Annotated in this window: 30 protein-coding genes; 5 read left to right on the forward strand and 25 right to left on the reverse strand. The window is 56.8% G+C overall.

Annotated elements, in window-relative coordinates:
• Genes fliP through AB7A72_RS10910 form a run of 24 tightly spaced genes read right to left on the reverse strand, consistent with a single transcriptional unit; the run spans position 1 to position 19,847 of the window.
• Positions 1–744, reverse strand: coding sequence for a flagellar type III secretion system pore protein FliP (gene fliP / locus AB7A72_RS10795; RefSeq protein WP_407064971.1), 744 nt, complete (start codon positions 742–744; stop codon positions 1–3).
• Positions 744–1,139 carry a flagellar biosynthetic protein FliO gene (locus AB7A72_RS10800; RefSeq protein WP_369459933.1) on the reverse strand — a complete coding sequence of 132 codons (396 nt, stop codon included), beginning with the start codon at positions 1,137–1,139 and terminating at the stop codon, positions 744–746. The genes fliP and AB7A72_RS10800 overlap by 1 nt, the downstream gene beginning before the upstream one ends.
• Positions 1,136–1,516, reverse strand: a complete 381-nt coding sequence (locus tag AB7A72_RS10805) for a FliM/FliN family flagellar motor switch protein (RefSeq protein WP_369459934.1) — start codon at positions 1,514–1,516, stop codon at positions 1,136–1,138. The genes AB7A72_RS10800 and AB7A72_RS10805 overlap by 4 nt, the downstream gene beginning before the upstream one ends.
• A gap of 6 nt (positions 1,517–1,522) precedes the next feature.
• On the reverse strand, positions 1,523–2,368 hold the full coding sequence (locus tag AB7A72_RS10810; RefSeq protein ID WP_369459935.1) for a hypothetical protein: 846 nt from the start codon (positions 2,366–2,368) through the stop codon (positions 1,523–1,525).
• A 3-nt stretch (positions 2,369–2,371) separates the two neighbouring features.
• The gene (locus AB7A72_RS10815) at positions 2,372–3,544 is read right to left on the reverse strand and encodes a flagellar hook protein FlgE (RefSeq protein WP_369459936.1); all 1,173 of its coding nucleotides are present in this window, start codon (positions 3,542–3,544) and stop codon (positions 2,372–2,374) included.
• 25 nt (positions 3,545–3,569) lie between these two features.
• On the reverse strand, positions 3,570–3,968 hold the full coding sequence (locus AB7A72_RS10820) for a flagellar hook assembly protein FlgD (protein ID WP_369459937.1): 399 nt from the start codon (positions 3,966–3,968) through the stop codon (positions 3,570–3,572).
• Positions 3,965–5,017, reverse strand: a complete 1,053-nt coding sequence (locus AB7A72_RS10825) for a hypothetical protein (RefSeq protein ID WP_369459938.1) — start codon at positions 5,015–5,017, stop codon at positions 3,965–3,967. Before AB7A72_RS10825 ends, AB7A72_RS10820 begins: the two co-directional genes overlap by 4 nt.
• Positions 5,014–5,499: a hypothetical protein gene (locus AB7A72_RS10830; RefSeq protein ID WP_369459939.1), complete on the reverse strand. Its 486-nt coding sequence runs from the start codon at positions 5,497–5,499 to the stop codon at positions 5,014–5,016. The genes AB7A72_RS10825 and AB7A72_RS10830 overlap by 4 nt, the downstream gene beginning before the upstream one ends.
• Positions 5,500–5,513: 14 nt before the next feature.
• A complete protein-coding gene (locus tag AB7A72_RS10835) occupies positions 5,514–6,959 on the reverse strand; it encodes a FliI/YscN family ATPase (RefSeq protein WP_369459940.1) in 1,446 nt (481 codons plus the stop codon).
• Positions 6,956–7,801 carry a FliH/SctL family protein gene (locus tag AB7A72_RS10840; RefSeq protein ID WP_369459941.1) on the reverse strand — a complete coding sequence of 282 codons (846 nt, stop codon included), beginning with the start codon at positions 7,799–7,801 and terminating at the stop codon, positions 6,956–6,958. Before AB7A72_RS10840 ends, AB7A72_RS10835 begins: the two co-directional genes overlap by 4 nt.
• Positions 7,801–8,415: a hypothetical protein gene (locus AB7A72_RS10845; protein ID WP_369459942.1), complete on the reverse strand. Its 615-nt coding sequence runs from the start codon at positions 8,413–8,415 to the stop codon at positions 7,801–7,803. The genes AB7A72_RS10840 and AB7A72_RS10845 overlap by 1 nt, the downstream gene beginning before the upstream one ends.
• On the reverse strand, positions 8,412–9,905 hold the full coding sequence (gene fliF, locus AB7A72_RS10850) for a flagellar basal-body MS-ring/collar protein FliF (RefSeq protein ID WP_369459943.1): 1,494 nt from the start codon (positions 9,903–9,905) through the stop codon (positions 8,412–8,414). The genes AB7A72_RS10845 and fliF overlap by 4 nt, the downstream gene beginning before the upstream one ends.
• A 58-nt stretch (positions 9,906–9,963) precedes the next feature.
• Positions 9,964–10,302 (reverse strand): flagellar hook-basal body complex protein FliE, encoded by a 339-nt coding sequence (fliE, locus tag AB7A72_RS10855; RefSeq protein WP_369459944.1) that lies wholly within the window; start codon positions 10,300–10,302, stop codon positions 9,964–9,966.
• Positions 10,299–10,706 carry a flagellar basal body rod protein FlgC gene (flgC, locus tag AB7A72_RS10860; RefSeq protein ID WP_369459945.1) on the reverse strand — a complete coding sequence of 136 codons (408 nt, stop codon included), beginning with the start codon at positions 10,704–10,706 and terminating at the stop codon, positions 10,299–10,301. The genes fliE and flgC overlap by 4 nt, the downstream gene beginning before the upstream one ends.
• A gap of 16 nt (positions 10,707–10,722) precedes the next feature.
• On the reverse strand, positions 10,723–11,115 hold the full coding sequence (locus tag AB7A72_RS10865) for a flagellar basal body protein (protein ID WP_369459946.1): 393 nt from the start codon (positions 11,113–11,115) through the stop codon (positions 10,723–10,725).
• A gap of 2 nt (positions 11,116–11,117) precedes the next feature.
• Entirely contained in the window at positions 11,118–12,251 is a 1,134-nt protein-coding gene (locus AB7A72_RS10870) for a flagellar basal body P-ring protein FlgI (protein ID WP_369459947.1), read from the reverse strand.
• Positions 12,252–12,254: 3 nt separating this feature from the next.
• Positions 12,255–12,833, reverse strand: coding sequence for a flagellar basal body L-ring protein FlgH (locus AB7A72_RS10875; RefSeq protein ID WP_369459948.1), 579 nt, complete (start codon positions 12,831–12,833; stop codon positions 12,255–12,257).
• Positions 12,830–13,882: a flagellar basal body P-ring formation chaperone FlgA gene (gene flgA, locus AB7A72_RS10880; RefSeq protein ID WP_369459949.1), complete on the reverse strand. Its 1,053-nt coding sequence runs from the start codon at positions 13,880–13,882 to the stop codon at positions 12,830–12,832. The genes AB7A72_RS10875 and flgA overlap by 4 nt, the downstream gene beginning before the upstream one ends.
• The gene (gene flgG, locus AB7A72_RS10885) at positions 13,879–14,673 is read right to left on the reverse strand and encodes a flagellar basal-body rod protein FlgG (RefSeq protein WP_369459950.1); all 795 of its coding nucleotides are present in this window, start codon (positions 14,671–14,673) and stop codon (positions 13,879–13,881) included. Before flgG ends, flgA begins: the two co-directional genes overlap by 4 nt.
• 25 nt (positions 14,674–14,698) lie before the next feature.
• Positions 14,699–15,517, reverse strand: a complete 819-nt coding sequence (locus tag AB7A72_RS10890; protein WP_369459951.1) for a flagellar hook-basal body protein — start codon at positions 15,515–15,517, stop codon at positions 14,699–14,701.
• Positions 15,518–15,550: 33 nt separating this feature from the next.
• Entirely contained in the window at positions 15,551–17,638 is a 2,088-nt protein-coding gene (locus tag AB7A72_RS10895; RefSeq protein WP_369459952.1) for a flagellar biosynthesis protein FlhA, read from the reverse strand.
• 8 nt (positions 17,639–17,646) lie between these two features.
• Complete coding sequence (locus tag AB7A72_RS10900; RefSeq protein WP_369459953.1) at positions 17,647–18,729, reverse strand: EscU/YscU/HrcU family type III secretion system export apparatus switch protein; 1,083 nt, start codon at positions 18,727–18,729, stop codon at positions 17,647–17,649.
• On the reverse strand, positions 18,722–19,570 hold the full coding sequence (locus tag AB7A72_RS10905; protein WP_369459954.1) for a flagellar biosynthetic protein FliR: 849 nt from the start codon (positions 19,568–19,570) through the stop codon (positions 18,722–18,724). The genes AB7A72_RS10900 and AB7A72_RS10905 overlap by 8 nt, the downstream gene beginning before the upstream one ends.
• A 10-nt stretch (positions 19,571–19,580) precedes the next feature.
• A complete protein-coding gene (locus AB7A72_RS10910; RefSeq protein ID WP_369459955.1) occupies positions 19,581–19,847 on the reverse strand; it encodes a flagellar biosynthetic protein FliQ in 267 nt (88 codons plus the stop codon).
• A 659-nt stretch (positions 19,848–20,506) separates the two neighbouring features.
• Between AB7A72_RS10910 and AB7A72_RS10915 the strand changes: the two genes are divergently transcribed.
• From AB7A72_RS10915 to AB7A72_RS10930, 4 genes are all read left to right on the forward strand, one after another.
• Positions 20,507–20,830, forward strand: a complete 324-nt coding sequence (locus AB7A72_RS10915) for a hypothetical protein (protein WP_369459956.1) — start codon at positions 20,507–20,509, stop codon at positions 20,828–20,830.
• Positions 20,831–20,848: 18 nt separating this feature from the next.
• Positions 20,849–21,841: a DUF932 domain-containing protein gene (locus tag AB7A72_RS10920; protein ID WP_369459957.1), complete on the forward strand. Its 993-nt coding sequence runs from the start codon at positions 20,849–20,851 to the stop codon at positions 21,839–21,841.
• 193 nt (positions 21,842–22,034) lie between these two features.
• The gene (locus AB7A72_RS10925; protein WP_407064972.1) at positions 22,035–23,114 is read left to right on the forward strand and encodes a YqaJ viral recombinase family nuclease; all 1,080 of its coding nucleotides are present in this window, start codon (positions 22,035–22,037) and stop codon (positions 23,112–23,114) included.
• Positions 23,115–23,250: 136 nt separating this feature from the next.
• Complete coding sequence (locus AB7A72_RS10930) at positions 23,251–24,348, forward strand: recombination directionality factor (protein ID WP_369459958.1); 1,098 nt, start codon at positions 23,251–23,253, stop codon at positions 24,346–24,348.
• Positions 24,349–25,036: 688 nt separating this feature from the next.
• Here AB7A72_RS10930 and AB7A72_RS10935 read toward each other — a convergent pair.
• On the reverse strand, positions 25,037–25,309 hold the full coding sequence (locus AB7A72_RS10935) for a helix-turn-helix domain-containing protein (RefSeq protein ID WP_369460131.1): 273 nt from the start codon (positions 25,307–25,309) through the stop codon (positions 25,037–25,039).
• Between the two features lie 261 nt (positions 25,310–25,570).
• Between AB7A72_RS10935 and AB7A72_RS10940 the strand changes: the two genes are divergently transcribed.
• Positions 25,571–26,137, forward strand: a complete 567-nt coding sequence (locus tag AB7A72_RS10940; protein ID WP_369459959.1) for a DUF4339 domain-containing protein — start codon at positions 25,571–25,573, stop codon at positions 26,135–26,137.
• The last annotated feature ends 18 nt before the right edge of the window (positions 26,138–26,155 follow it).

A 26,155-nucleotide genomic window follows, 5' to 3' on the forward strand; every position in this document is an offset into this window, starting at 1 on the left:
TCAATGGAAGCTGCCGACCAGCGCCCGCAGCAGCAGGCTCCAGCCGTCGACCAGGATGAACATCAGAATCTTGATGGGCAGTGCGATGGCCGTAGGCGGCATCATCATCATGCCCAAGGTCATGAGGACGCTCGAGACAATCAGATCGATCAGCAGGAACGGCAGGAAGACCACAAACCCGATTTGAAAGGCAGCCCGAAGTTCGGACAGCATGAAAGCAGGTATCAGCTGCACATTGCTGATGTCGTCCACCGAGTTAGGCTGTTTGGACTTGGACAGCTCGACCATCAGCGCAAGATCTTGCTCGCGGGTTTGGCGCAGCATGAAATCGCGCAGCGGAGGTGCACCTTTCTGGTAAACGCCTTCGAGTGATATTTGATCTGCCATAAAGGGCTGAATCGCTTCGCGGTTGATCTGGTCGACCACCGGGGACATGGTGAACATGGTCAGGAACAGTGCCAGCCCAATGAGCACCATATTGGGCGGTGTCTCGGGCATGCCGATAGCGTGGCGCAGCATGGACAGCACAATGATGATGCGTAAAAAGGCCGTCATGCATACCAGCAGCGCAGGTAGTACGGCCAGCAGCGTAAGGCCCAGCACGATGCGCAGCGCTTGCGAGGTCTCTGCGTTGCCCGTGATTGACGACGAGCCAGCCGCGTTGGCACAAGCTGCCGCAGCCAACAGAACTAGAGCGCAGCCAATACCTTTTGCACTGAGCAGTGCCTGTGGGAGCTTTCTCATCATGGTGCCCCCACGGGAGTGGATGGGGTGGGGGGCTTTGCTGCAGCGTCTGTTGCAGGGGGTAGCTCACTGAGCAAGGTGATGGACTGGTTTGCGCAACCAATCAGCAAGCGCCGGCCATTCCAATCGACTTGGTGCACGCTGTGGTGCGGCGTCAGGCGGGTGCTGCTTTTGACAACCAAGTCACCAGGTAAGCGGTGAGGCAACCAGCGGTCCAGCAAGCCCTTGGGGGCTGCTTGCTGGGAGCGAGGCTTGCGCCGTTGCCATATCGTTATCCATACCAGAGCCAGTGCTATGGCCAGTCCGGCACAGATGAGGGCAGGGCCGGCGTCGTAGGACGGCAGCGAGCTGCTATCGGGCTCTCGGCGAACCGGGATTGTTTCGGGCAGGCTCATGGCTGTGCTGGCGCGCCCAGGCTGAGTGGGGCGGGCAACTCCGTCAGGCGCACGGCAAAGCGGCCATCTACGGCGACCAGCTGGCCCCGCGCAATGACTTGGCCTTCCAGCAACAGATCAACAGGGTGCTGTATGTCGCGGTCGAGTTGCAGCACTTGGTGCTCTTTGGCAGCCATCAGCTCGCCGACCGTCACGGTTGCGGTGCCAACGCAGACCTGAAGCGTCGCCTTGACCTGGTGTATGGGGTGCAGGCTGGTGACCAGCGATGGTGCGGCAGCGGAACCCTGGGCTGCCGGGTCAAGCTCGCCCAGTGCAATGGGTTGTGCCTGGGGGCCGCTGGTCAGCGGAGTGGATGGAGGAGGGGAAGAGGAGAACATATTTGGTTATGGATTTTTTGAAATCTGTGGGCCCAGTTGTGCGGCCATTTGGCCCTGGACCTGTCCGAGCCAGGCCGAGCACAAGCTTGCTCGGTCGGCCCCAGGCTTCGGAAGGGCCAAGGCCATGCGTGCCGGCTGGTCGAGCAGATGGTCCAGCGCCACAATGTCGCCGGCAGTCAAGGTCTGCAATTGGCCCAGGCTCAGGGTAGCGCCGTCGAGCTCCACACACACCTGCAGTTGGTGGTCGCGCATGGCTTCAGCCAGTGGCACCAGTGGTGTGTGTACAAGTTGGGTCACCTGAGGGGATGCCAAGGCTTGATGCTGTTTGAGCATTTCCTCTACGGTGGAGGCCGTGAGCACCCATTCCCAAGTCGTGGTGGCCACGGGGAATGTGATCCGCAACGCGCCCGACCATGCGCCTTGCAATGGCGCTGGACCATTGGCCGCTACGGATGGCGGTTTGTGTGCCGAGCCGGTCAGCGCTTGGATGCGCTCTAACCAAGCGCTCCAAGCTTGCTGTGCCAACTCGGTAGCCATGCTGGAGGTGCTGCGGCTTGCCGCTGGCTCCATAAACATCCAGGCAGCCAGTGCAGCTGGTGGTTTGGGGCTTGGGGCAATATGGTCAACGCGGGCATCCAGCACTTGCACTTGGGGAGCGTTGGCTCCCTTGGGCACTGGCAGGCCCCATTCACTGCACCATTGTTGGTAGGCCCGTTCAAATATCTTGCACAAGCTTTGGCGTTCAACCTCGCGCCAGGCGCGTAGCTCCTGGACTTGGGTGAGCGACTCCTCCAGCGACAAAAGCGCGCTGCCATGCGGGGGAGAAAGGGGGGAACTGGCCAAAGATTTCACGGCTTATCGGCTCTTCATCGAGAACAGCTCTTGCAGCATTTCATTGGCAGTGGAGATCACTTGCGAGCTGGCTTGGTAGCCCCGTTGCATGACGACGAGGTCACTGAACTCTTGCGAGAGATCCACGTTGGAGAGTTCCACATAGCCCGAACGTACCGACCCAAATGCACCGCCAGCCACGCCCGAGTGCCAAGCCGAACCATCCAGGGCTTCGAATTGGTTGTCGCCGACGGAACCCACAGCATCTGGAGAGTCGAAACGGCCCAATGCCAGGCGTGCGCCTTTGACCGTCTGGCCATTGGCATAGGTCAGCACCAGCGTGCCGGTGTTGTCGAAGGTGGCAGAGCTCAGCTCTGCAGGGGGATATCCATCTTGTGACGAGAACGCCAGGGTCGACAGGGTGCCTGCTGCGTATGAGGTGACGTCGGAGCTGAAATCCAAGGTCAATGGCATGGCGGCCAGACCTGCGGGCGTATAGGTGAAGTTGAGCTTGGAGGTCGCGGGGGTTGGGACACCGGCCTGGAAAACGAGCTCTGCACTGCCTACAACCGTGGTGCCGTCCAGCAACTGTGCCGTCCAAGTGCCGGGGGTGGCTGCGCTCGTTGTGAGTTTGACACTGAGCAGGTGTTCGCCGCCAGCGCTGTCCACCACACGTAGTCCTGTGATGGTTTGCTCTGTCGATGTGCTGGAGAGGTTGCCGCTGAGCTTGATGACCGAGCTGGCCTTGCCAGCATGGGTATTGAGGTTGGCGATGCTGATTTCGGTCATGGCACCGTTTTTGTCAACGCCCATGACCTTGGCGCCCGTATCCGGGTTGACCAGCACGCCGTCGCTGTTGAATTCGAACTGGCCTGCACGGGTATAGGTGATCTTGCCGTCTTGCCCTTTGAGGGTGAACATGCCTTCGCCATTGAGGGCCAGGTCCAGCGGGTTGCCGGTTTGGCGCAGTTCGCCGGGCTTGAAGGACAGGCGCGTAGTGCTGGTATTGACTCCATAGCCGAGCTGGCTGGAGCGCTTGCCGGAATAGTTGGTCTGCGCATAGAAGGCATCGGAAAAGCGCAGCGAGGAGCTCTTAAAGCCGGGCGTGTTCAGATTGGTGGTGTTGTTGGCGATGACGCGCAGCCCGCGAGAAAAGCTGGACAGGCCTGACATGCCTACGTAGATGGAGTCGAGCATTTTTTTGGTCTTTGTAAAGAGGCGCTTAGCGCACCGAGATGATCTGGCTCAGGTTGATGTTCTGCAGCGTTGCCCCTGAGGTCGTCTGCAGCGTCAGAGAAGGCGAGCTACCAGCAAACGACAGCGTGGTGACGGTGCCAGTGAGCGTGCTGCCGTTGGCGTTGATTTCCACGGTTCGCCCAATCAAACCTACGGACTGCAGTGCCGCCTGGTTGGTCACCAAAGTGGCAATCTTGTCGTTGAGCTGTTGGGTCTGCTCCAGCGACGTGAACTGGGCCATTTGCGCCATGAACTGCTGATTGTCCATCGGCTTCATCGGGTCCTGGTACGTCAGCTGCGTCAGCAGAATCTTGAGGAAGGCTTCCTGGTTCAGTCCCGAGGGACGCAGATTGGAGGAACTGGAGGAGATTGCGTCGATGCTCATGAGGACTCCTTTGAAAAAGATGAAACGGGCGCCACCACTTGGGCACGAGGGGTGTGTTTGTCGATCACATCAGAAAAGCTGTAAAAGGTGTCGGGGGCAGAGCCTGCGGTTGCTGCATCGAATATGAGCTGGCCATTGCAGACCACGCGCTGGAGCCGTTGGCCTTGCATGCTGAGGCTCTGGCGCAAGGTCTTGATCAACATGCTGGCTTGCAGACCGATCTGCGAAGCGGTTCCATCCATGCCCAGCCACAGGCTCAGATTGTCTTGGTCCCACACGGCATGTGTGCGGGTCGCAGTCTCGCGCGGCGCGGCGAACTGGGCGGTTTTGGAAGATGCTTGATCAGTGGGAAGCGCATGCTCGGTGCTGGATTCCACCGCTACGGTAATGGCTGATATCGGCGACATGACCAAGCGCGTTTGGGTGCTGATCCACTGTGCAGGCAGCGGCATGGGCTGAGGCTGCAACCTGGGTGCGGGATCGTTGGCGCTGGGCACTGCGGCTGCTTGCAAGCCTAGATTGCCCACCATGTTTTGCAAGGCTGACGCCAAGCCAGACGCCGGGAGTGCAGCAGCTTCGGCGATCAGGGCTTGCGCCTGCACCGCAGCGCTTGAGGGTTGCGCAACGGATGTTGCCACGCCGCTTTGCGGTGCTTGTGAAGCTGGCGCGGCTTGTCGGGCCATGTGAGCAACATGGCCGGCGGCAGTGCCGGGCACAGCAGCTGATTGAGCTACCTGGCTGATCCCTGGGCTCGTAGATGTTGCCAGCGGTTGTGCAGCCTCAGCATGCTGGCGCATTGCCGAAGAGCAGAAGCTGGCAAGTTGGGCGGTAGCGTGGGCCACCCGAGGGGGCTTGGGTTGCAGCTTCTCAGTTGCGGGCAGCGTCTCTGGATGAGCAAACGGTTGGAACCAACCCGACACCTGCGATTGCTCCATGGCCCTGAGCCAGGCCTGGCGCGCCAGGGCTTGGTTGTCCAACGACTGAGATGCAGCGGTGTCTGCTGTCGGCAGCCGGGCGGGAAGGTTTCGCTCAAAGGCCAGTGGGTTCATGGCGACTCCTCCAGGCTCAAGGCCATGGTGAGGGGCAGGGGCCTGAGGCGACTGAGCCAGTCACGGTCCGCCTCGACGGCGGCAAGCCGCTGTGTTTCTGCGACATGCGCTTGCAGCATTGTGGTTCGGTGTTCCATGAGTCCATCGATTTTGCGCTGCTGAGCAATCCATTCAGCTTGTAGCAGCACCTTTTGAGCGCCAAGGTCGGCAAGTTCGTTGTCACAGCGCTGTAACTGCTGGCGCAGCTCGAGCAAGTGCAACAGCCCGCTGCGGTGCAAAGCGGGGTTGAGGCGCGCCTGCTGGCTGGCATGCAGGTAGGCTGTCTGTTCCTCAGTTTGCGATGCAATCGCAGCACGGCTTTGTGCCAGGCTCGCCATCTGGCGCTTGAGCTGTGACATCCGGTGTTCCAGACGATCACTTTGCCATTCCTGCTTGCGCAAATAGGGCGCCAATTGGTAGACAAAGCCTTTGGGCGTGTGCATTACCGCTCTTGTTTTCATCGAGCCCCCTTGGCTGCGGTGACAGCACCCTTGTTGCCAATGGCATAGCTGAACTTGGTAGCTGCCCGTGGAGCGGGCGCAGGTGGCATGCGCCCCGGCCAGACTATGGCTTGCAGATCGCGCATGGCCGCAGCCCGTTCGACGCCGCCTTCTCGCTGGCTCAGCCAGCTCTTGAGCCCGTCACTCAAAGCCATTGCTGCATCCAGTTCCAGGTTGTTGCCTTTTTCGTAGGCGCCAATGTCGATGAGTTGGCGGTTCCGATCGAGGTTGGCCAAGTGTTTGATGGTCTCTGCGATCAATGCTTGCTCCTCAGGGTTGGTAAGGTCAGGCAGCAAGCGGCTGGCACTGCGAAGCACATCGATGGCGGGGTAGCGACCCTCGTGGGCGATATGGCGGGACAAAACGATATGCCCATCTAGAATCGATCTGAGGCTGTCGGCAACGGGTTCATTCATGTCATCGCCTTCGACGAGCACCGTCAATAGGGCGGTGATGGAGCCGCCCGATGGTGCGGTACCGCAGCGCTCACACAGCTGGGGCAACTCGGCGAAAACCGACGGCGTATATCCGCGCGCGGTGGGGGGCTCGCCTGCAGCAAGACCTACTTCGCGCCGTGCCATAGCCAGGCGGGTGATGGAATCCATGGTCAACAGTACTTTTTTTCCAGCGTCGCGAAAATACTCCGCGATCGTGATGGCCGCGTAGGCGGCGCGGATGCGCGCAAGTGCGGGCTGGTCGGAGGTGGCTACAACGACCACCGAGCGCTGCAAGCCTTGGGGGCCCAGTTGCTTGTCGATGAACTCGCGCACTTCCCGGCCGCGCTCGCCGATCAGGGCGATCACGTTGATGTCTGCCGTGACATGGCGGGCAATCATGCCCAGCAGAGTGCTTTTGCCCACACCGCTGCCTGCAAAAATACCTACGCGCTGGCCCGATCCAATGGTCAGCAGCCCATCCAGGCTGCGAATACCCGTCCGGAGTACTTCATGGATGCGTGGTCGTTGCATGGGGTTGGGCGGGAATGCCTGCAGGGGGCGCTGCTGCTCCACCGTTGGTGGCGGACCTTGGTCCAGAGGCTGGCCGAAGCCATCCACAATCCGGCCCAGCAAGCCTGGGCCGACGCCAAAGGTGGATTGGCGGCCCATGGCCACCACTTCCGAGCCCGCTGCGATACCTTGCAGATCGCCGTAGGGCATCAGCGTGATCAGGTCACCACGCAGGCCGACCACCTCTGCAATCACGCCCTGTTGGCCATGCGGGGATGTGCTGTTACGCGGCAAGATGCGGCACAGCTCGCCCACGGTGGCGCTCGGCCCTTGGGCTTCGATGGCGAGCCCGCGCATTTCTCGCACCCAGCCTATGCGGCGTGTCCATTCCAGCTGCTGCACAGCTTTGCGGTAGGGCTGCAAGAACCCGAGCTGCAGGGTTGGCATTGCTGTCATGGTCGTTGGCCTTCTGCAGACGCTTGTGCACCTGCGTGTTGGCGGGCCTCTCGGGTCTGGCGCAAACTGTTTTTGAGCGCCTCCATCTGGGTTTCCAGCCGTGCGTCCAATGCACCTTCGGAGGAGCGGAGCAGACAGCCTCCCAACTGAACCTTGGGGTCGGATACCCAGCGCAGAGAGGAGCGCTCGGCATTGAAGCCTGCTGCTGCCAACATTTGCAGACTTTCCGCATCGGCCTTGAGCAATGACAGATCGTCCGGATGGAGATGCACCGACAGCGGAGCGCGCCCATGCCAGGCCTTGAGCGCCTGGGCCAACGCATCGCGCAGCCCCTGCGCAGTGGCCGCTTGTTCGCCCAATACGCGGCAGATCACGTCAAAGGCCAAGCCCAGAATGTCGTCTTCCGCACCCGAGAGATAGGTATTCAGTTCGCTCGGCATTCGGCGCAGCAACTGCTCAAACAAGGCTTGGTGTTGAGCGAGAGCCTCGCGGCTTTTTTGGTGTTGTTGTTCGGCTTCTTGTTTGAGCTTGGGCATAGCGGCCTGCAGCATCTCCCCGGCCAGTACACGTGCGCGCTGCTCGATCTCTTGCTGGCTTTTCTCGGCGATAGCTTGCTGCGCTTTGGCCAAGCCTGCTTGAAAACCCTGGTCGTACTGCAGCTTGAGCATTCGCTCGTCCTGAACTGCAGAAGGGGCCGTCACTGCTGGCGCGCCGGCTTGCAATGCCGTGGGAGCGGCTTGGGGCGCAGACTTGGAAAATGCAGATAGTGCTTGCGGCAGCCGAAGCCGTACAGGCTCTACCTGCAGGACTGCCTGGTGCAGAATCACGGTCGGTTTGCTCATCATGCTTCCCGGCCCTTTCTCGTCCAAAGGCGTGAAATACGCGAGCCCAGGCGCGTTGGCATCTGTGCGGACTGGGCCGTCGTATCAGTACTGTCGCGCGAAGCTGTGCAGCAGTTACGCATGCTGCGCATCATTGCCGCCGTGCGCAAGTTTTTTGCCTCTATACCGCTTGGCGGGTTGTGCAATATCTCTACCACGCGACGCTGCTGGAGGGGCGGAAGCTGTGCCAACAGAGCGGACTTCCAGGGCCAGGGCTGGATGCTGAGAGCTTGTGCCACCAAATAGGGCGGTTCGGCCGCCCAGGCCTTGGCCAACGCTGTAATGTCGGTCGTGTCCAAGCTAGCCAGAAAGTCTCCGTCAGCGTCTGAGGAGTTGGATGGGCTTGCCGGTGCAGCACTGGCCTGCTCCCGAAGAATGAGTTTCTCCACCAGACTTGCGTCTGCAGGAATGGACAGCTCTGCCAATTCGGATAACAGCTGCTCCAAGGTATTGCGCTCTGCCGCTGTCAATTGGCTGAGCATCCAATGGCGATCAGGCGGTGCCATGGCATGCAGCAGCAGTGCGGCATGCTTGGCCTGTTTGTCGCTGGCTTCGATATTTGCGGAGAACATCATCCTTGCCCCATCGCAGCTGATTGGCGTGGCCGTGTTGGGGCGGAGTCCTGCATCCACTGCTGCACCTGGCGCAAAGCTTCGGCCCGCTCGGCATCCGTCAAATGGGGTGCGCGCACGGAGGACTGGGCAGCTGGACGCTTACGCAATATCAGGACAACGAGCAGCAGCACCAACAACAAGATGGCCGCCACTCCGATGGTGCGAACATAGGTATAGAGCACAGGGGCTTGTGCTGACGCAGACGCGCGCGGAGATTCATAGGTCTCCACCGGCTGAGCCATGTCCGTGTGCCTGGCCAGGGTGGGGCTTTGCTCTGCAGCGGGCGGGGCGATCCATGCCTGCAAAGATTGCACGACGATGGTGTCACCACGTTCCGGATTTGCGCCTACGGCCGCAGCGAGCACGCGGCGCAGCTTATCTTCCTGCGTGTTGTCGAGTGGCTGGCGTACGACGGCCACCAGATTGATACGTCGCACCGAGCCCGCCTGGCTGACGGTTTGCTCCACGCGTCGTCCCACTTGGTAATCGACTTCTCGTTGCGTGCTGGAGCTGTTGCCGCTACCGCGCCTTGCGGTATCGAGAGGCAGGCCATTGCCATCTCTGACAGATTCCCGTTCCTTGACGATGACGCCCTTGCTCTCTCCTGCGCGCGCGGAAGCGGGAATGATGTCTTCAGTGGTGGTGCGCACCTGCTCCATGTTCAAGGTGACGTCCACGCTTGCCAAGGCTTGGCCAGCGCCAAAGGCTTGGTCGAGCACAGCTGCAGCCTTGCGGGTCAACAGAGTTTCCGTTTCCTTCTTGAGCTCCAAACGGCTGCTACTGCCCACAAAGTCGGCGTTGTCCGTGGTGTCATCTGCTGCCCGGCTGAGCGCCACGCCTTGCTTATCGAGCACGGTGACGTCCTGGGGCGTCATACCTGGGGTAGCTGCTGCGACGAGACGTTGAATCCCAGCCACCTGGTCTGCTTTGAGTGAACGGCCTTCGCGCAGCGTTACCGTGACCGCAGCTTTTGCCTTTGAGCTGGCCTGCTTGAAGAGGCCTTGCTCCGGAAGCGCCAGGTGCACGCGAACGTCTTGAATTTCCGACAAGGACAGGATGGTCCGGGTCAGCTCACCTTGAAGCGCACGCTGGAAGTTGATCTTTTGCGCGAACTCCGTCATACCGAAGTCGGTATTGTTGAAAAGCTCGAACCCTACCGCGCCATGCAGGGGCAATTCCTTGCCCATCAGCTTGATACGGGTGGGATGAACCTGGGCCTTGTCCACCATGATGGAGGCCGAATTCTCATCGAACTGATAGGGGACTTTGAGCTTTTCTAGCTCAGCCATCATGGCCGCGGCATCTTGCCGATTCAGGTCCGAGAAAAGGACTTGGTAGTCGCTGCGAAGCAGCCACCACCCCGCAATGGCCGTTGCCAAGACAATGCCCGCGCTGCCGACCACCAAGCCTGCGCGCGCAGGCCGGCTCATACTTTCCCAAAATGCAATCATTGCTAACTCTGATGCTGCTGTTGTTGATTTTTCTGAATGTGACGGTATTGGACAGGCGCTAGATTTGCATCTTCATGATGTCTTGGTAGGCTTCCAGCATGCGGTTGCGTACCTGCATCATCAATTGAAAATTCAGCCTGGTCTCTTCCAGGCGAATCATCACCTGGTGGAGTTCGGGGCCGTTGCCTAGTGCGAGCTGCTGCAGATCCGTCTGGCTACCCAAGAGCTGGTTGTTGACCTTTTGCAGACCTTGGGTCACCAGTTCGGAAAAGCCACCCAAAGGTGCCGTGGTCGGTGACGACTGACCAATCGGCAGCGATTGCTCGTTCAGCCCAGCAATGGATACGCTTTGGTTCAGCGTGGGGGGGATGATGGCGGGTATGGCGAGGTTGCTCATGTTCCGGCTCCAATTTCAAGCGTCTTCATGGCCATCGTGCGCGATGCGTTCATCGCTGCCACATTGGCTTCGTAGGAGCGCATCGCGCCCATCAAGGTCATCATCTCCGTAGCCGGATCTACGCCTGCGTACGTGATGAAACCCTCGGCATTTGCCATGGGGTGCCCGGGCTCATAGACCGTTCTGGGGGCTTGATGTGTCGGCACGACGCTGACTGCGGCAAGCTCTTGCGAGACGATGTTGCCAAATACCGGTTGCGCCACTACTTTCAGCGGCTGGTAGATGTGGCCGTTAGGTGCGGCCACCGTATTGGCATTGGCCAAGTTGAGCGCTGCAACTTCGACGCGTAAACGCTCCATTTGCATGCCGCTGGCACTGATGGCAAAGATCTGGGAGTAGTCCATGGTGGGTAGGGATGCGTTAGCGTTTTCCGTCGGAAACGGCGGTGGACAGGATGCTCAAATGGCGCGAGAGACCGCGCAGCAGCGCTTGGTACTGCACGGCGTTTTGCGCCATCTTGGCGACCTCGGAGTCGAGCTGCACGCGATCGAATGCTGAGCCACTGGTTGGGGCGAAGCCTAGTTCCGACATGGGTTCGGCCAGATCAGCCACTGTTTTGGCGCTTAGATTGCGCCCTTGCTCAAGCTCGCTGCGGGCGTTTGCAAGGTGCTCGGAGAATTGCAGGCGCAATGGCTGAAAGCCTTCCACTCCTGCGTTGGCGATGTTGTAGGCAATGGCGCGATGCTGCAAAGCTGCAGCGTCGAGGGCCAGCGAAAGGCTTGCCGTGGTAATGGATTCGGTTCCGTACATCATGCTTATTGAATAATGAGGTCTGCGTGAAGTGCGCCAGCTGCTTTGATGGCGCGGAGGATGGAAATAATGTCCCGGGTGTTAGTCTTGAGGCGGGTCAAGGACTGCACGAGGTCAGAGACCGTGGTGGCGCCGGTAACAAAGCCAGTGCTTTCCGGTTCGCTGACATCCACAAAGGTGTTGGTCACCATCGCAGTGCGTACACCGTCGCCTGCATTCCCGATAAAGGATGGCTGCGAAGCATAGTTCTCGTTGCGAATCGACAGTTTCAGATCCCCGTGGGAGATGGAAACCTTGGAGATGCGTACATTGCCTCCGGTCACCACGGTGCCTGTGCGCTCATTGACGACGACCTTGGCACGCCAATCGGGCTCGACCTGGATCGACTCCAATGTGGCGATAAAGCTGACGATTTCTGCGCGGCGGTTTTCAGGAATGGTGAGTTCGATCCCAGAGGCATCACGAGCTTGCGCCAGATGGCTGCCAAACTGGCCGTTGATGGCCGCTGCAACGCGGTTGGCCGTGGTGTAGTCAGCTTCGTTGAGCACGAAGGTCATCCTGGCCTGTTCGGAAACCACCTGCACTGAAACACCTACCTCCACGATCGCACCGCTGGGAATGCCGCCTACGGTTGGGTGGTTCTTCTGCACCACGTTGCCATTGGCATCGTAGCGGTAGCCCCCCACTGACAGCGGCCCCTGGGCGAGTGCATACACCCGTCCGTTGGCGGCCTTGAGAGGGGTCATGACCAGACTGCCTCCGACTAGGCTGCGAGCGTCGCCGACTGACGAGACAGTCACATCCAGCGTATCGCCTTCGCGAGAGTAGGGTGAGAGCACGGCGCTGACCATCACCACCGCTACGTTGCGACTTTGAATTTGATCCGGATTGATGCCGAGGTTGAATTGAGCCATGGCGTTGGACAAGGCCTGGCGTGTGGTGCGATTGGTGGTCGAGTCACCCGTGCCGGCCAAGCCCGTCACAATGCCGGTTCCCATCAATGCGTTTTCACGCCAACCCTGGAGTTTGCCCAGGTCTTTGATGCGCACGCTGCCCTCGCTGGCCGGATTGGCAGCTGCGGCTGCCAATGGGATGAGGCAGTGCATGGCGCACAAAAGGATAAAAATACCGCGCTTCATTTCTTAAAGTCCAAATGCGTCCAGGAATTGGCGCCACCATGGGCGACGGTTGCGTTCTGCGAGATCACCTTCGCCAACGTAGCTGATCTTGGCATCAGCCAGCCGAGTAGAGAGGACGACATTTCCGTCGGAGATGTCAAAGGGGCGCACACGGCCCTCCAACGAAACTTTTTGAGGCTCTTCGTTCACGACGAGTGCTTGCTCGCCTGCAACCTTCAGGTCACCATTGGGCAGCACCTCCTTGACCGATACCGTAATGGTGGCCAGGAGCCTGTTGGAGCGCTGAGTCTTGCCACCGCCATCGAATTCACCTCTGACGCCGAGGCCCGTCTGCGCCACGGTACCGCTGCGATGGCTCAGTTGCGTTGACAGTCCGTTGCTGCGATGGGTGCCGGTATCCGCGCTGGTGCTGGCGCTGGAGTTTTCAAAGACCTGTACGGTGAGTACATCACCGGCGCGAAACGCCTTGTTATCAGCAATGAGCGGACGGTAGCTTTGCTCCTGGTAGAGGCTCTCCGCAAACGCAGTGCCTCCAAATGCCAGTGACGCGCAAAGCGGGCCGACCTTCATCCATATTTTCATGGTTGCAACTCCAAATGGCCGGGGCCGGTGACGCGTGCGTTGAGGCTGCCCGAGGCGTTGCGGGCTTGCACCCTTACCACCTGGCCGACATACCCGTCTTGTAATACTTGCACCTGGCTCTCCAGGGTCATGCTGCCGCTGGCTGATACCAGACGCGCCCATTCGCCCCGTGCGACTGCTGGCATGGCTCGCAGGTTCTCTGGGGTGATGGGCTCGCCGGTACGCAATGGCTTGCGCAACTGCTGGGCCACGGCTTGGGAAGCACTCACGGTTTGGGCTGCACTGCTTTTCGCCAGATCTATTTCTTTCATCACGACATCACTGGCCTGCAAAGTCGTACCTTGAACCATGCCCTGAGTAGCAACGGCGGACTGCGCGAAAACTCCGACAGAAAAATGCACAGGCACGGTTCTGACATGCTGGCCATTGGCGGTGACATCTACCCAAACCAGCATGCGGTTGCGCAAGGGCGTTGTCGCCAAGGGCCTCACGCTGAGCTCGAGATCCTCTCGCGGGAGCAGCAGGTTTGCTGGAATGGCAATGGACTGAATCTCGATGCGTGGCTTTTGCAGCTGCTGTTTGAGCGCTTGCGCGTGCAGGTGCTGCCTGAGTGCACTTGCGGCCACATCGGCGATGCGCTCGCCGGGGACTTCCTGTCCGGGCACCGACAGCGTAATTTCTTGCGCGCCGCTCCAGTCAATTTCGTCGGAACGCAATCCTGTGCGGTTCTTGATCCAGGTTTCAATGCGCTGCGCAGGCAACGCCATTACCCGCCCGATACCTGGCGCATGTCCTAAAGGTAATGCCATGACGCGGCGCAGCAGGTCCAGATCGGTACTGGTGATGGACGCGACGTCTCCCAGCAGGACCTGGGTGCGCTTGAGCTCCACTTGGGTTGGTAATTGGACCTGCAGCAGTGCTGCTGGCAGAGCAGTGCAGGGCAACGCAAGGATGGACAGACCGGCAGCGGTCACAGCGATGCGCCGCATCCTTGCGCCTTGAAGCGCAAGAAGTGATGCACGCAAAGAGGCAATGTGGAAATGCATCATCGGCGCAGTGCGTTGATCATTCCCAACATCTCGTCGGCAGCCTGAACAACCTTGGTATTGGCCTCATAGGTTCGTTGCGCGACCATCAGGTTGATCATCTCGTCGACCATCTTGACGTTGGAGCCTTCAAGATAGCCCTGGGCGAATTTGCTTTCCTGTTCGCTGCCAAAAGGCACCAAGATGGCGTCACCCGATACGGTGTTATTGCGAAAAATTCCATCGCCTGTGGCCTCCAGCCCCTGTGGATTGGCGAAACGCACGAGCTCAAGCTTTCCAATCTCTTGAAAATCTGCTTGGCCCGAGACCCGCGCCAACACGGTGCCATTAGCGTCAATCGCAAGCTCGTTTGCACCATCGGGTACGGTGATGCCGGGTTTAAAGGGCAGCCCCGTCAACGTCGCCAACTGGCCATCTTGATTGACTTTGAGCGTGCCTCCGCGGGTGTATGCGCTGCTGCCATCGGGCATCAGCACTTCCAAAAATCCCTCGCCTTGAATGGCGATGTCAAAGGGCGATTCGGTCTTTTTCATATCGCCGATATCGAATAACCGCGAAACGCCTGCGATGCCGACTCCGGCCCCGGATCGCAATCCCTGAGTCAGTGGGCCCGCCTCAAAATCTGCGCCAGCGGCAGATACATTCAGCGCCTGCCTGGCGACCAAGTCAGAGAAATTGACTCTGGCCTTCTTAAATCCAGTAGTGTTTACGTTTGCCAAGTTATTGGCGATCGTTTCGACGTTGGTCTGCTGGGCATGCATACCCGTGGCGCCGATATAAAGAGCATCAAGCATGGTGTGTACTGGTGAAAAAACTAAATCAGGAGAGGTCGCCGAGCTTGCGAATGGCTTGGCCCATCAGGTCGTCATAACCTTGGGAGACCTTTTGCATGGACTCGAAATGCCGCATGGTTTGGATGAGTTGCACCATCTCTTGTCGAGGCTCGACGTTGGAGCCTTCTAAGAAGCCTTGTTTCAGCTGGACATCCCTATCGTTAACCATGGCCATGGGGCCGCTTGCCTTCATCAGCCCACTGCTCAGCCGCGACATCTCGGTAGAAGCCTCAGGTTGAACGACTTTGAGCTGATCCAGCGCCTGCTGCAGGGTGGCAGATTGGGGTACCAAGGGGGCAGGGGAACTTCCTGATCCTCTGGATTTCTCTTGGTCATACAGATTTCCGACCGGGTCAATGGCGGGATGGTCGTTATTGAGAAAGATCTCTCCGCCCTTGCCCATCACTGCATGGCCTTGGGCCGTGACGAGACGGCCTCGCGCGTCCAGATGGAAGTTACCTTGGCGCGTGTATGCCGGGCCCGTGTTGGTGTTGACCTCGAAATATCCGGGGCCTGCCAAAGCGATGTCCAGCGGCTGTCCGGTCTGCTTCAAGCTTCCTGGGCGCTGATCGACTTGGAGCCGAAGCGCGGATGCTACGGATGTGGATGCTGCATCGCTGGGTAGCTTGCCCATACCATCAACCATTTCTGCAAATGTGGTGGCAGCCGGCCCCATTGGGCGGTTGCTTGTAACGCCGCGTTGATACCCTGGCGTCAAGGCATTGGCGAGGTTGGAGGCGACGTTGTCCAGCTGCCGCATGTCTTGCTGCATGGACTGCAATGTAATGGCGAGGATCTCTTGCATGGTGTCGATTGGATTGATTGAGTACGGCAGCGCTTACAGGCTTACCAAGGCATAGGATTTGAGTTCGATGGTTTGCGGCACTTCGGTCATGGAAAGAACGCGTAGATGGGGAATCAGTCTTTCTGACATAGAGCGGATATGCCTTCGCAACTCAGGCGCACAAAGTAAAACGGGGAGTAAATTATTTTTCATCATGCGTTCTGCCTGTTGCATCAGCTTCAGCATGATTTGTTCGGTCGTTTTGGGATCTAGCGAAAAAGTGTGTGGAGCCATTCCACTTTCAGTGGACTGCAAGCCTGTGGTCATACTCAGGCTTTGCATGAATTGGCTTTCTATAGTTGGATCAAGTGTCAGAACCTGCAACACATTGTTTTCTCCCGCGAGCCCCTGGCAAATTGCGTGGCCAAGACGCTGGCGCACGAGCTCGGTTAAATGGACGCTGTCTTTAGAGTGCCGTCCCGCGTCTGCCAATGTTTCGAGAATCGCTTCAATATGGCGGATGGAAACTTTCTCTCGCAGCAGGTTTTGAAGCACTTTCTGAACATCGCTGGCGGAAAGCACTGTGGGTATGAGTTCCTCCACTAAGCCAGCTTGGTACTGGCGCACGCGTGTGAGGATTCGGTCGGTTTCCGCTCGGGTCAACAGCGTAGGGGATTCCCTTCTCAGCACCTCGGTCAAATGGGTGAGAAATACCGTGGGAGCATCGACCAACGTGAACTTGGCTGCAGTCGCAGCGGTACGCTGTTTTTCCTCGATCCAGAGCGCGGGCAGCCCATAGGTGGGATCGCGCGTGGGATCACCAGGAATACCTTCATTCTTGCCACTAGGGTGGATGGCCAGCAACCGATCGCTACGCGCTTCACCCCTGCCGCAAACGACCCCATCAATATGGATTTCATAGCGATCTGATCCCAAGCGAGCGGCATCTTTGAAGCGAACCCTCGGCAATACCATTCCCAAGTCTTGCGCATGTTGATTGCGAAATACAGATATTCTTTCCATGAAGACACCGTCAGTTTGGCTGACCAAAGCGGCCCATTGACTGCCGACGTAGACCTCGATGGGCTCAACCTGCATTGCTTTATAGGGGTCATCCTTTTCCGATTTTTCCTCGGCGTTAGCTTCATTCGAATTGTCTTCGTCACCCTTGACCAGCGCATTTTTTGCTGAGGACCGGTATGTAAACCAAGCAACAACGATAACTGCACTCAAGAGCATGGATGCAGGAAGCACAGGAATGCCCGGCAGCATCAGCAGGCCAGCAAGGGCCACCCCAACCAAAAGCAATGTTTTAGGGAATGAGGTTATTTGACGAATTACCTCTTGGCTGAGATTTCCGTCAGATGCCGAGCGGGTGACGATGATGCCAGTGCCAACCGCAATGATGAGTGCAGGTACTTGTGTGACGATTCCATCACCAATGGTAAGCAATGAGTACTGCTGTAGCGCCTGTCCCCAGGCTAGTTTGTGCTGGATAACACCAATAATCAAACCGCCAACAATATTGATCAACATAATAATGATGCCTGCAATGGCATCACCTTTGACGAACTTGCTGGCGCCATCCATGGCACCATAGAAACTAGCTTCCTTTTCAATATTTTTTCTGCGACGCTGTGCCTCTTCTTGATCGATAAAACCCATATTAAGGTCAGCGTCAATGCTCATTTGCTGACCTGGCATGCTGTCCAAAGTAAATCGTGCTGCCACTTCCGAGATGCGCTGAGCGCCGTTGGTGACTACGACATACTGCACAACAATAAGAATCAAAAAGACGATCAGTCCGATGACGTAATTGCCACCTACTACAAACGAACCAACAGCATTGATCACGTGTCCGGCGTCTCCGTCGGAGAGAATGAGGCGAGTGGCTGCCACATTGAGTGCTAAACGAAACAGTGTTGCAATCAGTAGAAGAGATGGAAATGTGGAGAACTCTACAGGCCGTAGCATGTAAAAAGTCAACAGCAAGAGCAAAAATGCAAAGCTAAAGTTGGCCAAGATCAGAAAATCGAGCAGGCCACTCGGTATAGGTGTGAAAAGCACGAGCAAGATGCCAAGTACTAGAAGTACCATGGCAATATCACTGTGCTTTTTTAATAGGTTCTGAATTGCTTGCATGGCATTGCTCAAGAAGACTGTGGGCTTTGGTCACGCTCACGCATTGCAAGGATCCAAACGATGATTCTTGCAACCTCCGCAAACAGATGGGGAGGGACTTGGTGATTGACATCAAGCTCTTTGAACAGCCTACGGGCTAGACTTGGGCTTCGAACCACTGGTATGTGATGTTTGGCAGCAAGGCCACGTATGACCGTCGCGACATGACCAGCACCTTTGGCGACGACCACGGGCGCGTCCATCTCTCCGTGTACATAACGAAGCGCAATAGCCACATGGGTGGGGTTGGTCAGAACCACACTGGCAGTTTGAGTTTGGCGCAATGCCTGACTTCTTTTGCGTGCCTCATTTCTAAGCTCTCTCATGCGCGAGCGAATTCTTGGATCTCCATCGCGCTGCTTGTGTTCGTCTTTGACCTCTCGCTTGCTCATCCGCATTTTTTTTAGGAATTCACGTTTTGTAAAAATGAGGTCCAGAAATGCTATGCATGCCAAAATCATTGCCATTTTGAAACCCAGCCCCGCGGTATCCTCAATGAGGAGTTTGAGGTATGCCAGTGGTGCTAGATTTGAAATATGGAAAAACTCAAGTGCAATTTGTCGAAGCGCATAATATGCAGCTGCGCAAAGTAAAATAAACTTGATGCATGCTCGTGCGGTATCAAAAAGCGTGCGTACCGACATTATTTTTTTGAATCCATTGACTGGATTGATACGGCTGAAATCAGCACTTAAGGGTGAGAAAGAGAATATGGGGCCTGTCTGAAGTATGTTGCCTAATATGGCAGCAATGACCACTAATAGCATGAGTGGGGCAGTCCATTGGATTGTCTGTGCTAATATGGATTGGACTAAAAACCAAGGGGCAAAGTTGTCGTTGCTGATGGAATCGAGTATGGAGAACACAGATCGATCAAGCTTGAACTGTTGGATGGAGTAATCAAAGCCCATCCAGCTGACGTAAGTAATGGCAGCGAGAAATGTAGCAAGAGAAATGACTTCGCTGCTCTTGGCTACCTGCCCTTTTTCTCTTGCTTTGAGTAACTTGTAGGGCGTTGCTGTTTCATTTTTATCGAGATCTTGTTCAGACATTTTTTATATTCAGCAATTGGCCAGCATGGGCAATAAATATTGCATTCCAAGTTTTATAGATGCTTGCGTAGATGTTGCTCATGGCGCTACCCATACCCATAAACCACAGGGATAAGGCAGCAACGCCAATAAGAATTTTGACAGGAATGCCCATGGTGAGCATATTTATCTGAGGCAAACTGCGTGAAATAACACTTAGCGCAAACTCGACCATCAGCAAGGCAAAAACAACCGGAGATGCAAGCGCAAAACCAAAACTGAAAAGACCTGCCACTTGTTTCAAGAGTGGCGCAAACGCATAAGCCATGCCCCAAGGTTGCCCTACAGGGAAGGCATAAACGCTATAAGACAACCCGCGAAGCAAAGCATGATGTCCATCCATAAGAAAAAATACGATGACTGCTAAGAAATTGAAGGTTGACGTAAGGAGTGGCGAAGGAAGGTTATTCGAGGGGTCAAACACCTGTGCAATCCCGAATCCTATTTGTGTATCCAAAAGATTGCCTGCCATTCCAAAGGCAGCAAAAGCCAGTAAGACGCCTAATGCAAGTGTTATTCCAAGCGCTGCTTCCTGCAGTGCAGCAGTAAAAATATCGCCAGCAGAATTAATAACTGTTGGTTGATCGGTGCTGATGTTGGTAGCCAATGCAAGGGAGAGAAAGAGGATCAGGATCATCTTGGCTCTTCCTGGTACAGGCATGCCATACAAAATTGGCGTCATCCCTATAACAATAGCCACTCTGATGCTCAGGAGGAATGCGAGAATCAGTTGTGGTTGCTGGAAATTTTGCAATTCCCCGGGTAGGGCTAATGAACCTATGCTGGAGTAAAGACTTTCCATGGCGATATGCTTAGAACATATTCGGGATATTAGTCCAGAGCTGCGTCATGAATTGGGTGAGTTTTTTTAGCATCCATGGGCCTGCTAATATAATGACAACTCCAGCGGTCAATAATTTAGGCACAAATGTCAGCGACATTTCTTGAATTTGTGTAATGGTTTGGATAATGCTAATTGCCAAACCAATCAGCATAGTAATGCCGAGTAATGGTAAGCATACCAATAACCCGGTCCAGAGAAGCTCAGAAACCATTCTCAATGCGATATCTGTAGACATGCTATCGACAAACCATAATAAATAAGCACGAGATTTCTAATAATTAGTCCTAAAAGAACTCAGACATCAGAATTCATATCACATTTCGACACCTCGCGTAACGCGCGTAGTATAGTCTGGGTTTATCGTCTTGGCGATCGTGTTTACGTTGCCTTGTTGCGAAAAAAATACTATCGTTTATATATATTTAATCGTATTTTTCTATTAATGTACTGATGTACATGGGCAAGTCTGGATTCGTGCTGACTCCCAACTCGGATCACCGTGATGGCAGATTTGCAGACTCGTATCATTTTTTGGCTGTTTCATCGGAAACCCCGTCAGCCTTCTGTTTTGTATAGGGAGCTAGATCATCCCGGTTGAGCAGATGATTTAATGCGTTTTTTCAAGAGTTACCTGGGTCGATGACTGCAATTTCCTGAATCACATCATCGGAGTGGTGCTGATTAAAACTTAGACTGCGACTCAAGGAAGAGTGCATGCGAGTGGCCGAAGCCTAAGATTTCAACGATCTGAATCTAAAAATTCTCAGTCATATATCCTTGACAAGATGCAGGAACAGGTCTCCTTGATCTGGCCCTTCATCCCTCCTCATTTCTTCTGCCCTTCAGCGCTCTTGACTTCGTGTCAGGAGCGCTTTTTTTATGCCCGGAGTATTCATGACGACCCAATGTCCCCAATGTCATTCCACCTCGATCCGAACCAAATCTACAGCTAAGAAAGTTGGCCAAAACGTCGGCGCCATTGCAGGCACTGCGGCGGGCTTTGCAAACGCGGTCCAAGGCGCAACCCTAGGCGCCCGAGTCGGCTTGGTAGCGGGGCCCGCAGGCACCGTGTTTGGCACCGCCATAGGCGGCGTCGTTGGCATCGTCGCAGGCGCAGCGATTGGCCGAGAGATCGGCGGCAGTGTTGGCGAAAAAGTCGATGAGATCTATCTTGAAAACCACCAGTGCCTCGACTGCAACCACTCATTTCGCGTTTGAACCAAGGAGTAAGCGAACATGTCCCACCTCATCGAAACCATGGCCTATACAGGCCAAACCCCTTGGCACCAACTGGGCCACGCGCTCCCGCAAAAGCAGCCTCTTGAAGTCTGGGCGCAAGCCGCAGGCATGCAGTGGCAGATCCTTGAAACGCCTGTTCGTTACCTAGCCGCTGAAGGCCAGGATGCGGCGTCGTCGTTGTATGGCGAACCCATGGAGTATCCAGAGCAAAAGGTGCTCTACCGCAGCGATACCAAGGCGCCTCTGTCCGTGGTCAGCAACCGGTACCAGGTCGTCCAGCCGCGCGATGTGCTGGAGTTCTACCGTGACCTCACCGAGGTCGCTGGGTATGAGCTCGAAACAGCAGGCGTACTTAAGGCTGGCCGCAAGTTCTGGGCACTGGCAAGGACCGGCAAGTCCGTTGCTATCAAAGGTGATGACCAAGTCAATGGCTATCTGCTCTTGGCAACCTCCTGCGACGGCACCTTGGCAACCGTCGCCATGCCCACCACGGTGCGCGTGGTCTGCAACAACACCTTGGCCATTGCACTGCAGGGTGGTGTGAATGCAGTGAAGGTCCCGCATTCCACCAGCTTCGATGCCCAGGCCGTTAAACGCCAGCTGGGTATTGCGGTGGGCCAGTGGGACAGCTTCATCTACCAGATGCGCACTCTGGCAGAGCGCAAGGTCAAGAGCCATGAGTCCATGAACTTCTTCCTCAAGGTGCTGTGCGATACCGACAAATCTGCGTCGCTCGTCAAAGGCAAGGGCGGCCTCACCAACGAGCGTGCCTTGCAAAAGGCACAAATGCTCTATGACGGCCATGGCCGGGGTGCCAGCAAGTCAGCAGCTCAAGGCACTGCTTGGGGCCTGCTGTGCTCGATCACCGAGTATGTCGATCACGAGCGGCGCGCGCGCAGCCAGGACAACCGCTTGGATAGTGCATGGTTTGGCCTGGGCGCTGCAATCAAGCAGCGCGCACTGGAGCATGCGTTGCAGCTGGTGGCTTGATGGATGTTTGGAAATTATCAGGTAAAGGGCTGAGACATTGCTCAGAACCTTACTCTCGACATCCACATCAGCCTTTTGCCAGTTCTTTTCATCCACCATCAGAAATTTCTTCCCGCGCACCAAGCACAGAGGCCCTCGCCATTGCGGTGAGGGCTTCTGTACTTTGGCGGGATGTTTGAATTGGAGCTCTCTTATGCCTATCACTGTAGTTACCGCTGGGCAGGGCCAGCCGCCTGATCCTTCCAATCCTTCTGAACGCAAGCCCATCACCAGCCACGGATCAAACCGCCCAGCCTTGCGTCTCGTCTCGACCCGCGACATGCCCCGGGAGACCTGGCTCGATGTAAGGCGCCATGGCATCGGAAGCTCAGACGCGGCTGCAGCGGTGGGCCTCAACCCCTACCAGTCTCAACTTGAGTTGTGGATGCACAAGAGCGGCAAGGCAGAGCTGCTGCCTGCCGTGGATCCGAGCGACGAGACCTCTCCCATGTACTGGGGCACCTTGCTCGAACCCATTGTTGCAGCCCACTACACCAAGCGTACAGGTAACCGCGTACGCCGTGTCAACGCCGTGCTTGGTCATCCTCGCATTCCTTGGATGCTGGCCAACATCGATCGTGAAGTGGTTGGCGCCTCGGACGTTCAGATCCTGGAGTGCAAAACGGCTGGCATCAACGGCGCAAAACTCTGGAGGGATGGCATGCCGGAATATGTCCAACTGCAGGTCATGCACCAGCTGGCTGTCACTGGTAAACAGGCCGCCGACGTCGCTGTATTGATCGGCGGGCAGGAATTGCAGGTCCACCGCATCGAGCGCGATGAGACCATGATCGCACAGCTCATTGCGTTGGAAGAGCAATTCTGGGGCTGGGTGCATAGGGGCGAAGAGCCGCCCGCTGATGCTTCTGAAAACGCAGATACCGCGCTGCGCTGCCTCTATCCGCAAGACAGTGGAGAAACAGTGGACCTGTCGGAGGACATCACGGCCTCGCATGCCTTCCATCAGCTAGTAGAAATCCGGCAATGGATGAGCGACTGGGAGGTGCAAGAAGCACTGCTCAAGCACCAGATCCAGCAGCGCATGGGCAATGCTTCCCGGGCCAGCTTCAGCAGTGGATCCATCAGTTGGAAACGCAGCAAGGACGGCCAAAGTTTCGACGCTACGCGCTTCCAGCAAGACCACCCCCACCTCGCTGCCAGTTACATGCAGCGCAAGCCTGGCTCCAGGCGCTTTCTGGTGCAGACCGGCGGGGCAGGGGAGAGCAGCGACTAATGAGATGCACGAGATGTTGTGAGCGATCAGGCAACGGTTCTCAACCTGCTCTGGCAGACACCTCCAGCGCAAGCAACCACCACTCTACGGCCCCTGCTATTTAGCAGGGGCTGTTCTTTTATGACAGGAGAACATCATGATTCAAGGACTGATGATGACCCCACCCGTTCTGGGGCGGATTGCCATCGGCAAGATGGTCGAACGCAATGGCAAACGCTTGCCCGAGAAGGATGATGAATTCACCATCACGACCCAGGTGCAAAACAGGGCCGGCTGGGTGTTGCATCCGATCGACGGACTACTGCGCGCGCAGCTGGTTAAACCGAAAGGTCATGCTGATCTTTCGGCGGCTGAGACTGCGATGCAGCAAGGCGTGCAGGAACCCGACGCCGCAAGCAGACCCAGCGCCAAGCCGACATTGCAAAGCAAGCTGGCAAGACGCGCCAAAGAGCAGGGTGCATCTGCAGTTGCCGCACATGCAGCGGCTGAAGGCAGCTCTGGCCAAGCCTTAATTCCTATTCCCTTAGCTGAGCCTAATAAAGCTCCTTTGCCTGCTCCCAAGCTGCGGAGCATCCCGGTGCGGCTCTTGTTCAATGACCCGAGCTTGAACCTGCGTGTGTCATACACCATGTTTGACCGGGCAACCGCACGGCCCATCTGCGTGGGCGACGGCGAGAGCTGCAGGCGCGCCAACCAAGGCGTGATGGAAGCTCACCCTTGTCCAGGCCCCGACCATTGCGCGCTGGGTATGGACGGCAACTGCAAGCTGTTTGGGCGCTTCCATGTTCGCATTGACCATCCTGCCTCTCCCAGCGATGACTGCAGCACCTTTGTGCTGCGCACCACAGGCGTCAACACCGTCCGGACCTTGATGGCACGCATGCAGTATTTCCAAGCCGTGTCTGGCGGGCTGCTGGCCTACCTACCCCTGGAGCTGCGCCTCCGAGGCAAGTCCACTACCCAATCCCGCCGTGCACCGATCTACTACGTGGATCTGTGTGTGCGAGAGGGCATGGGGTTGGAGGCCGCTGTTGCGCAAGCGCGGGAAGCGGCAGACCGCGCGCAGCGCGCAGGCCTGGACCAAGCAGCGCTGGATACCGCAGCCCGCAAGGGATATGCGCAAGGCCTCTTTGAGGAAACGGCAGAAGAGGTGGGTGACGTGCTGCAGGAGTTCTATCCACGCAATGAAGGTGGGGCACAAGGAGATAGTGATGGTCATTCAAACGATCACTGATGCAGGCGCTGACCCGGCAGCGAGCTTTCAGCTGCAGCACCGCTATATGGCAGGGCTGCGGTTTAACGGCATCTGGGAGTCTCAAATTCGAGCGAGGGCAGGGCATTGGCGCTGGAAGGCCATGGACCTGTGGGAGCCATCCTCGAGGGAGACGCGGGAATTCGACCCGCAAGGGGCATGGTGGTGTGTGCGCCAGTGTTCTGCGCTCATGGGCCGAAGATCTCTCGCCAGCCCTCAGCTTTCTAAGCTGCGGTCTCCGTGTCCTGAGCCCAGTGAGATGCTGCAAGCCTTGCCAACCAGCTGCAAGGCGCGGGAGCTGGATACCAAGGATGCTGAAGGAACTCTTGGTAGCTATGTCGACGACCTGGTCGCAACGATAGAGAAGCAAGGCTGTGCCTTGCTTCGCTTTGAAGCAACTGCAAGAGCACCCGAGCCCTCTCGCGTGCGCTGGGTCTGGATGGTGGGCACAGAAGCGCGGGTAGAAGACAACAGCTTTTCCGCGTTGCTGGTGGTCGGACCGCATTGGCCCGCGCCATGGGGTAGCGGGTTTGGGGCCAAGGCGCAGCGTCTACCGGATACGAGCTGGAAGATATGCAGTGTCGATGGTGAAGTCATGCGAGGGCGATTGACTGCCTGCATAACCGCCGGGCCTGCAGCCGGCGCATCCCTCGCTGCTTGCTAAACGAAGCTATTTCGCGCGTACCGATTCTGCTGGTGGTTTGAGCAGCGTCCATGGCTCCACCTGCAGGGCTTGCGCCATGCGCTCGATGTTGGAGAGCGAAACGTTCCAACGAGATCGCTCCACTGCCGAGACGTAGGTGCGGTCCAGCTCGCACTCCATGGCTAACCTCTCTTGCGACCATCCCTTGTCAACGCGCTTGAGCCGAATCCAATAGGCGAGAACATCGCGCAGGTTCTCGGGATCGGGCAGATGTGTGGGGGGAGTAGGTTTGGCTGACATCCCTCCAAGCATCTGTTTCTGATACATTTGTATCTACGGAGTTTGCATCACATATGGCGTGATTCTTGGCTCTGGCATTGCAATTGTGGGTTGGGCGGTCAACCCATTGGACTTTCTCTCGTTTACATATGATGAGTTTGCTTCACATATGGTGCGAGCTCTATATCGGCAGGCTAGGAGGGCTGCCGTGTCTTTGTTGGAACTGGCTCTGCGTATGCAGCCAAGCGCAATTCATTTCACATCAATTCCTGAGGAAAAAACATGAGTGCATCTCAAGCTGAACCTATCCAGTGGTTCTATGAAGATAACGGTCAGAAAAAGGGTCCAGTGACAGAAGAGGCCATCGCTCAGCTCATACGCGCATCCACACTCTCGGGCAGCACGCCCGTTTGGAAGCAGGGCTTTGCCGATTGGACCGCTGTCGAACACACCGATTTGCGGGCGCACTTGGACACGAGCAGTCCACCGCCGCTTTCTGGCGAGCACGTCAACAACAAAGTGGTGTGGACTCTCGCCTTCGCGCCCCTGCTTGGGGGATTCCTTGAGTGGGGTCTGGCAGAGATTGTCTATAGAGGCGATGACTCCGCTGTGGAGAGTGCCATGAATAACGGAACGCTCTGGTTCGTGACTGTGCTTTTGAACATCGCACTGGCTTTCTTTGATGAAAAGCTTCTCACGAAGGCGGGTCACAACACCAGCAAATTCAAAGGATGGCTGTGGATTGTTCCGGTGTACCTCTACCAACGCGCAAAAGCAACGAAGCAGAGCATTGCTTATTTCATTGTCTGGATCGTTTGCTTCTTGATCAACTTCGCTATGTACGCCTGAAGGCGATCCATTAGCAAT

This window comes from Comamonas sediminis (genome assembly GCF_041107495.1).
GTDB classification, from domain to species: Bacteria; Pseudomonadota; Gammaproteobacteria; order Burkholderiales; family Burkholderiaceae_C; genus Comamonas; species Comamonas sediminis.